We start from the raw sequence: 7,759 nt of genomic DNA on the forward strand, positions 1-7,759 counted from the left end.
GGGGGGAGGCTTGGGAACCGACAGCGGCCTGGTGGGGGCCGGAGCGGGCGCCGCCATGGGGGCGTCGCCTTCATCCAGCAGTTCCTTCAGGTCCGCGAGCGGATCCGCCTCGTCCGGGGGAGACGGCATGTGCGTGCCCAGGTTACCGACCACGGGGGGTTTCCACCAGTTACGCGTGGGAAACCGCGCCGCTTCGCCTGCCTGGAGGGAGGCGGGCGGTACGGTCCGCTCGACGTGGGAGGGGTGGGACGTTAGCCAATGGAGCAAACATCACACCTTGCCTTGCCTCTCCTCGGGAGGGGATGCCAGCTTCGGACCACACCTATGGCCATCCGCTACACCCTGCCCAACGGGCTCACCGTCGTCTTCGAGGAGCAGCACGCCGCCAAGGTCGCGGCCTTCCAGGTCTGGGTCAAGGCCGGCAGCGCGGACGAAAGGCCGGACCAGGCCGGGCTCGCCCACCTGCACGAGCACATGCTCTTCAAGGGCACGGAGCGCCGGGGCCCCGGTGAGATTGCCCGGGACATCGAGGCGCACGGCGGCGAGATCAACGCCTGGACGTCCTTCGACCAGACCGTCTACCACATCGTCATCGCCAGCCAGTTCGCCCGCACGGGCCTGGACATCCTGGGGGATGCCGTCCGCCGCTCCGCGTTCGACAAGGACGAGCTGGCGCGTGAAATCGAGGTCGTGTGCGAGGAGATCAAGCGCAGCTACGACTCGCCGTCGCGCCGCGCGTCCCGCGGGCTGTTCACCGCCGCGTTCCAGACGCACCCCTACCGGCTGCCCGTCATCGGCACCGAGGAGAGCGTGCGCAGCTTCACCCGCGAGAAGGTGCTGGAGTTCTACCACCGGCACTACACGCCCAGGAACCTGGTGCTGTCCGTCGCGGGAGACCTCAACGAGGCGGAGCTGCGCCAGTGGGTGGATGAAATCTTCGGCGGTGACTGGGGCCGGCCCTACGCGGGCCCCGTGCAGCGCCCGCGCGACGCCGCGCCCACGGGCCGCCGCGTGCTCATCCAGACGGAGGACGTGAAGGAGGCCTACCTGCACCTGGCCTTCGCGATTCCCGAACTGGAGCACCCGGACGTGCCCGCGCTGGACGTGCTGGCCATGATTGCCGGCCAGGGCAATTCGTCGTGGCTGGTGCGCGAGGTGAAGCGCCGCCAGCACCTGGTCAACGACATCCACGCGTCCGCGTACACGCCCAAGGACCCGGGCATCTTCTCCGTGTCGCTGACGCTGCCGCCCGCGCAGGCGCAGAAGGCGCTCACGCAGACGGCGCGCGTGCTGGAGGCGCTGCGCACCACGGGCGTGCCCCAGGACGAGCTGCGCACGGTGCAGGCCGTGGTGGAGGCGGAGTCCGTCTACCGCAAGGAGACGGTGCAGGGCACCGCGCGCAACCTGGGCTCGTATCAGACCAGCCCCGGCGGCCTGGAGTCCGAGGCGCGCTACCTGGAGGACATCCGCAACCTGAAGCCGGAGGACCTGCGCCGCGTGGCCCAGAAGTACCTGCGGCTGGAGCACGCCGTCGTCACCGCGCTGGTGCCGGCATCCGCGGAGCTGACCGAGGCCCACGTGCACGCCGCGCTGGATGAGGCGGCGAAGAGCCCGGGCCTCGCCCCGCCGGAGCGCGCCGTCCGTCAGCCGCCTCCGGAAGGCGCGCCGCGCGCGGCCCGGAGCGCCGTGGCGTCCGCGCGTTCAGAAGTCGTGCAGGAGAAGCTGCCCTCCGGCGCCACGCTCATCATCCGCGTGGAGCCGCACGTGCCGCTGTTCTCCATGCGCGCGGCCTTCATTGGCGGCGCGCGCTTCGAGACGCCCGAGGACAACGGCATCACCACGCTGCTCAGCCGCGCGCTCACCAAGGGCACCACGACGCTCAGCGCGGATGACATCAGCCACCTGGGCGACCTGTACGCGGGCAACATCAACGGCCAGGGCGGCCGCAACTCCGTGAGCCTGAAGGCGGACTTCCTGTCGCGCTACTTCGAGCCCGGCTTCCGGCTGTTCGCGGACGTGCTGCTCAACCCCGCCTTCCGCGAGGAGGAGGTCGCCCGCGAGCGCTCGCTCCTGCTCCAGGACATCCTCACCCGCGAGGACAAGCCGTCCAGCCTGGCGTTCGAGCTGTTCTCGCGCACGCTCTACCAGCAGCACCCGTACCGGCTGTCGCTCCTGGGTGAGAAGGCGTCCGTGGAGGCGCTGGGGCCCGAGCAGCTGCGCGCGTACCACCGCGCGTACATGGACCCGTCGCAGATGACGCTCAGCGTGGTGGGCGACGTGAACGTGGACCAGGTGCGGGCGCTGGCGAACGAGTACTTCGGCAGGTCGCGCGGCGGCGCGGTGGCGCACAAGCAGGTGAAGCCGGAGCCCGCGCCCGCCGCTCCGCGCACGGAGAAGAAGGTGCTGGCGCGCGCGCAGACGCACCTGGTGATGGGCTTCCAGGCGGCGCGGCTGAGCGACCCGTGGCGCGTGTCGCTGGACGTGCTGTCCACGGTGCTGTCGGGCCAGGGCGGGCGGCTCTTCATCGAGCTGCGCGACAAGCGCTCCATGGCGTACAGCGTGAGCAGCTTCTCCATGGACGGGTTGGACCCCGGCTACTTCGCCGTCTACATGGGCACGAGCCCGGAGAAGGTGGACGCGGCGGTGGAGGGTATGCGCCGCGAGCTGCAGCGGATCCGCGACGAGCCCATTCCCTCGGACGAGCTGGAGCGCGCCAAGCAGCACATCATCGGGGCGTACGAAATCGACCTGCAGCGCAACAGCGCCCGCGCGACGCTGCTGGCGCTGGACGCCTGCTACGGCATCGGGCTGGACAACTTCCTGCACTACTCCGAGCGCGTGGCGAAGGTGACGGCGGCGGACGTGCAGGAGGTGGCCCGCCGGGTCATCGACTTCGACCGCATGGCCATGGCGGTCGTCGGGCCGTAAGCCCTGCATCCGCGAGCGTGGAAGCGTCACGACGACGGCGCTTCCACGCCGCACCGGGTGCGGTAGAAGGGGCGCCATGTCCCAGACCTACCTGTCACTCACCGTGGATATCGCGGAGGAATCGTCCGAGATTCTCCAGGACCTCCTCCATGAAGCCGGCGCCCTGGGCCTGGAGGTTCGCGACACGGAGACGCCCACCATGCCGGGCGTGCGCGCCCCCGTGAAGGGCGAGTCCATCGTCGTCGCCTACTTCGAGGACCGTGAGAGCGCGGAGGACGCCCGTGACGCGGTGGCGGAGACCCACCCCACCGCGCGCCTGTCCCTGGACGAGCAGCCCCAGCAGGACTGGAGCAACGAGTGGAAGTCGCTCATCAAGTCCGTGCAGGTGGGCCGGCTGTGGGTGGGCCCGCCCTGGGACGTGGAGAACGCGCCCGCGGACAAGGTGAAGCTGGTCATCGAGCCGAAGATGGCCTTCGGCACGGGGGACCACCCCACCACGTCGCTGTGCCTGGCGGCGGTGGATGACTTCATGGCCACGCACCCGGGCGCGAGCGTGCTGGACGTGGGCACCGGCACGGGCGTGCTCGCCATCGCGGCGAAGAAGCTGGGCGCGGGCCACGTGGTGGGCACGGACAACGACCCCACCTCCGTGGAGCTGGCCCAGGAGAACTGCACCGACAACCAGACGCCCGACCTGGACATCTCCGGGCGCGAGCTGACGGAGGTGTCCGGCACCTTCGACCTGGTGCTCGCGAACATCCTGGCCAACACGCTGATTGAACTGGCGCCCCTCATCGTCCCCAAGGCGAAGGACCGGCTGGTGCTGGCCGGCGTGCTCGCGCACCAGCGCGCGGACGTGGAGGCCGCGTACCGCAACCTGGGGTGCACCGTGCTGGAGGGCGCGCAGCAGGGCGAGTGGGTGCGCATCGACTTGAAGCGCTAGAAACAAGAGGGGGTCGGGCCGCGAACCGGAAAAGGCTCGCCAACCCGACCCCATCTGGACTCGCGAGGCTTTCCCCCTTGGCGTCAGGACCTCGCGACTCCCGCCGTGTGCCGGACAGGCATTGCAGTCCGCGTGCCTGCCGCTGCTTCCCCGAAGCTCCAGGGGATGCGGGCCCGGCTGTAGCGGGGCCGGTTACAGGGTGCCCTGGTGCCTGTGACCTTCCGCGCTACAGCACGGCTCAGGCGAACGCGAGCGTCCCGCCCGCGCGCAGCGAGCCCACGACTTCGTTCCGGGTGTCGAGGATGCGCGGCTCCACGTGATGCGCCAGGCCCTCCATGGGCAGGCCCAGGCCGTACGGCTCCGCGAGGAGGCGCAGCACGGCGAGGAGCGCGGGCGCGGCGCAGCGGGCATCGCCGTCCTCGACCTTCAGGGCCACGCCCAGGCGCACGCGGGGCAGCGCGGCGCAGTAGACGCCCTCCGCGCCAATCTTCACCACGGCCTCGCCCTTGAAGGCGGTCATCAGCTCCGTGCACGCGCGCCCCCTGCCCGCGACCAGCTCCGGGTGCGCGAGCATGGCGTCCCGCAGGCGCTGCGCGGCGGGTGCCTCCGAGATGCCGAAGCGGGCCCACGCGGTGGCCATGGCGCTCAGCGGCAGGCCGAAGCAGACGGCGCGGCAGCCATCCACGGCCTTCACCAGCGCGTCGCGCGGCAGCCCCGTCCACTTCGCGATTTCGTCCTGGATGCGCTCCTGCACCGGGTGGCCGTCGCTGGCGTAGCCGTGCACGTCCCAGCCGTGGTGCCTTGCCAGCGCGAGCATCCCGGCGTGCTTGCCGGAGCAGTTGTTCCACCGGGGCGTGAGCACCACGCCCGCCTTGAGCGCTTCCTCCGCGACGGCGGGTGACAGCGGCGGGTGCGGTCCGCACGCGAGGTGGCGCTCCTCGCAGCCGGAGGCGCTCAGCATCTGCATGGCGAGCGCGCGGTGCACGGGCTCGCTGGAGTGGGACGCGCAGGAGAGCGCCAGCTCACGCGGGCCGAAGCCGTAGCGGTCCGCCGCGCCGTCCTGGACCATGGGCAGGGACTGGAAGGGCTTCGCCGCGGAACGCCAGAAGGTGACGCGCTCCGGGTCGCCCGCGTACGCGACGCGCGTGCCCTCCGCGCTCACCACCGCGACGGACACGGTGTGGAGGGATTCGACGAAGCCGGAGCGGGTGGACTCGATGACGAGGGTGGCCATGGGCGTGGGGCGCGCCATAGCAGGAACGGGGTATGGCCGCGCGCTCGCGGAGTGCGGAATGGGCCCTCCCGGACGCATGGAGGGCTATCTTCCGGACGCCCTCCCCTTCAAGGAAGCCGCCGTGGTCCGCCTCTTCGTTCCCCTGCCCGACCCTGCTCCCGCCGACGTGACGCTCACGGGCGAGCGCCGCCACTACCTCGTCCACGTGCTGCGGCTTCTGGACGGCGACGCGCTGGAGGTGTTCGACGGCAAGGGCCGCGCCTTCGAGGCGCGCGTCACCGGGCTGGATGCCGAATCCGTGCGGCTGGTGCTGGGGACCGTGCGCGTGACGCCGCCCGCGCGCGAGATGGCCGTGCTGCAGGGGCTGCCCAAGGGCGACAAGCTGGAGCTGGTGCTGCAGAAGGGCACGGAGCTGGGCGCCACCGCGTTCCATCCGGTGGCCACCGCGCGCAGCGTGGTGAAGCTGGAGCCCAAGCGCGCCGAGGAGCGCACGCAGCGCTGGGCCAAGATTGTCGAGGAGGCCGCGCGCCAGTGCCGGCGTGATGACGTGCCCCAGGTGCATCCGCCCCGGCCTCTGCTGGACGCGGCGCGCGCGCTGACTCCGGGCACGCTGCTGCTGGTGCTGGATGAAGAGGAGTCCGCGGTGCCGCTGGGTGAAGCGTTCCGGAGTGTTCCGGCGGGGACTCCGGTGGCGCTGGTGATTGGTCCGGAGGGCGGGCTCGCGCGTGAAGAGGTGGAGGGCCTGCGGGGGCTGGGCGCGCGGCCGGTGACGCTGGGCTCACGCATCCTGCGCACGGAGACGGCGGCGCTGGCGGCGCTCGCGGTGATGCAGCACCTGGACGGGTCGCTCGGGTAGCAGGCGGGCGGACAGCCCCTCCCTGCCCCCCGGGTCACGGATCCGTGTGCCCATTCCTACGTTTCTCCCATTCGGGACCTCACGGGTCCCTCACACGGGAGAGACTCTCATGGGGATCATCACCTTCATCATCATCGGCCTCATCGCGGGACTCATCGCCCGGGCCATCCTTCCGGGCAAGCAGAGCATGGGGCTGGTGGCGACGACGCTGCTGGGCATGGTGGGCTCGCTGGTGGGCGGCCTCATCGGTTCGCTCTTCCAGCGCAACGGCCGGCTGTTCGACCTGCACGCCTCCGGCATCATCATGTCGGTCGTGGGAGCCATCGTCGTGCTTCTCCTGGTGGGAGCAGCGGGACGGCGCCGCGTCCACGCCTAGCGTGAGGCGCCCATACGCACCGTCCTCCGGGGCGGGTTGCCGTGGCGCCGATGAGCCCCTGACGCTTCCTCGGGCGAGGGAGCGGCGGGGGCTTGTCCTTTTCTTGCTACAGGCCTGAATGCGGCCTTTCATGGCGACGGTTGTCCGCGTCACCGGGAGGATCCGTTGTCCAAGTGCCTGAAATGCGGCGCCTCGCTGCCGCCGGTCGGAGATTGCCCCGCTTGCTCCGCCAATGCCGCGCGCCCACCCGCGGTGGCTCCCGTCCCGAGCCTGCTCGACCGGGACATCCACATTGACCGCCGCAGGCCTGGCGAGCGCGCCCCCCTGGGCGTGGGCGGTGATGATTCCATCACCCTGAACAGTGAATCGCTGGAGCCGGAGACGCTGCGTGGCACGCCGGCCTTCGCGATGGAGCCGCCGCGCGGCCCCGTGACGCCGCCGGGAATGACGCCGACGGTCCGGCCCGGAATGGCGCCCGCGCCGCAAGCCGCGCCGCGCGCCGCCGCGCCCCGTCCGCCCGCGCAGGCCCCCGCCGCCGCGCCGCGCGCCGCCGTGCCTCCGCAGGCTCCGGTCTCCGACGCGACCGTGCGCGCGCCCGCGCCCCAGGGCGACGTGACGGGTCGTCCCGCCGCGCCCAACGCGCGTCCCGCGCCGGCCTCCGCGGACGCCACGATTCGCGCTACGGCTCCGGCCGCGCGCCCTGCCTCGCCCCACGCGGATGCGTCTCGCGCGGCGGCTCCGGCTCGCGCGACTCCGCCCCAGGCGGATGCCCAGGTTCGCGCGGCGGCTCCCTCTCCGCAGGCGCCCCGGGCAGTGGCTCCCGTGCCTCCTCGCGCCACGCCTCCCGCCGGGAACGCTCCTGCCGCCGTGCAGCCTCCGCGTCCCGCCGCGCCGCCTCCGGCCGTGGCGCCGATGGCCGCCGCCCCCGTGCCTCCGCGCGCCGCGCCCACCTCGACCCTGTCCGAGGCCAGCTTCCAGAACCCCGGCGTCGCCGTGCCCCGCGCCGCGCAGCCTCCGGTGCCTCCCATGGAGCCGCGTCCGGGCTCCGCGCCCACGCCGGCCTACGGCACCGAGCCGCTCATTCCTCGCCCCCACGCCGCTTCGGCCCAGCCTCGCGGTAACGCCGCGGTCCCGGGTGCTCCCGGTCTTCCCCGGATGGACGCCCCCGCGCAGGCCCCGGCTTCGTCCGGTCTTCCCCATCTCGAGGCCTCCGGACCGTCGGCCGCCGAGCATTGGGATGCCCCCCAGGCCTCGTCCGGCCTGCCCGTGATGGATGCTCACCGGGACGCCACTCCGGGCCTGCCCGTCATGGACGACCCGGCCATCCTGCCCCCGCTGGAGACGCCGGCCTTCGCGACGTCCGCGGCGACCGCTCCGGGAGTGTCCCGCATGGAAACCTCGCCCGCCCCCACCCCCTCGGCC

The 7,759-nt window shown here is 72.3% G+C and carries 5 protein-coding genes and 1 pseudogene; 5 read left to right on the top strand and 1 reads right to left on the bottom strand.

Translation table 11 applies throughout. From position 1 onward, the window contains the following. The first annotated feature begins 324 nt into the window (after nt 1-324). Together D7X96_RS37985 and D7X96_RS37990 are read left to right on the top strand one after the other, a co-directional pair. Nucleotides 325-2,928: a M16 family metallopeptidase gene (locus tag D7X96_RS37985; protein ID WP_121771919.1), complete on the top strand. Its 2,604-nt coding sequence runs from the start codon at nt 325-327 to the stop codon at nt 2,926-2,928. A 76-nt stretch (nt 2,929-3,004) separates the two neighbouring features. Then, the gene (locus D7X96_RS37990) at nt 3,005-3,871 is read left to right on the top strand and encodes a 50S ribosomal protein L11 methyltransferase (RefSeq protein ID WP_121771920.1); all 867 of its coding nucleotides are present in this window, start codon (nt 3,005-3,007) and stop codon (nt 3,869-3,871) included. Nucleotides 3,872-4,109: 238 nt separating this feature from the next. On the opposite strand, the gene D7X96_RS37995 is transcribed toward D7X96_RS37990, so the two are convergent. Beyond that, nucleotides 4,110-5,105, bottom strand: a complete 996-nt coding sequence (locus D7X96_RS37995; protein WP_158616336.1) for an asparaginase — start codon at nt 5,103-5,105, stop codon at nt 4,110-4,112. Between the two features lie 121 nt (nt 5,106-5,226). Between D7X96_RS37995 and D7X96_RS38000 the strand changes: the two genes are divergently transcribed. The 3 genes and pseudogenes from D7X96_RS38000 to D7X96_RS38010 form a co-directional block, all read left to right on the top strand. Beyond that, entirely contained in the window at nt 5,227-5,961 is a 735-nt protein-coding gene (locus tag D7X96_RS38000) for a 16S rRNA (uracil(1498)-N(3))-methyltransferase (protein ID WP_120552942.1), read from the top strand. A 109-nt stretch (nt 5,962-6,070) separates the two neighbouring features. Next, nucleotides 6,071-6,337, top strand: coding sequence for a GlsB/YeaQ/YmgE family stress response membrane protein (locus D7X96_RS38005; RefSeq protein WP_120552941.1), 267 nt, complete (start codon nt 6,071-6,073; stop codon nt 6,335-6,337). Nucleotides 6,338-6,589: 252 nt separating this feature from the next. Continuing rightward, nucleotides 6,590-7,759 (top strand): annotated as a pseudogene (locus D7X96_RS38010) (hypothetical protein); the annotation flags it as partial.

Source organism: Corallococcus interemptor, from assembly GCF_003668875.1.
In the GTDB taxonomy this organism is placed as follows: domain Bacteria; phylum Myxococcota; class Myxococcia; order Myxococcales; family Myxococcaceae; genus Corallococcus; species Corallococcus interemptor.

What these genes read in the sequence shown, in the direction of transcription:
- D7X96_RS37985 (WP_121771919.1), top strand. Translation starts at nt 325, where the DNA reads ATGGCCATCCGCTACACCCTGCCCAACGGGCTCACCGTCGTCTTCGAG.
- D7X96_RS37990 (WP_121771920.1), top strand. Translation starts at nt 3,005, where the DNA reads ATGTCCCAGACCTACCTGTCACTCACCGTGGATATCGCGGAGGAATCG.
- D7X96_RS37995 (WP_158616336.1), bottom strand. Translation starts at nt 5,105, where the DNA reads ATGGCCACCCTCGTCATCGAGTCCACCCGCTCCGGCTTCGTCGAATCC.
- D7X96_RS38005 (WP_120552941.1), top strand. Translation starts at nt 6,071, where the DNA reads ATGGGGATCATCACCTTCATCATCATCGGCCTCATCGCGGGACTCATC.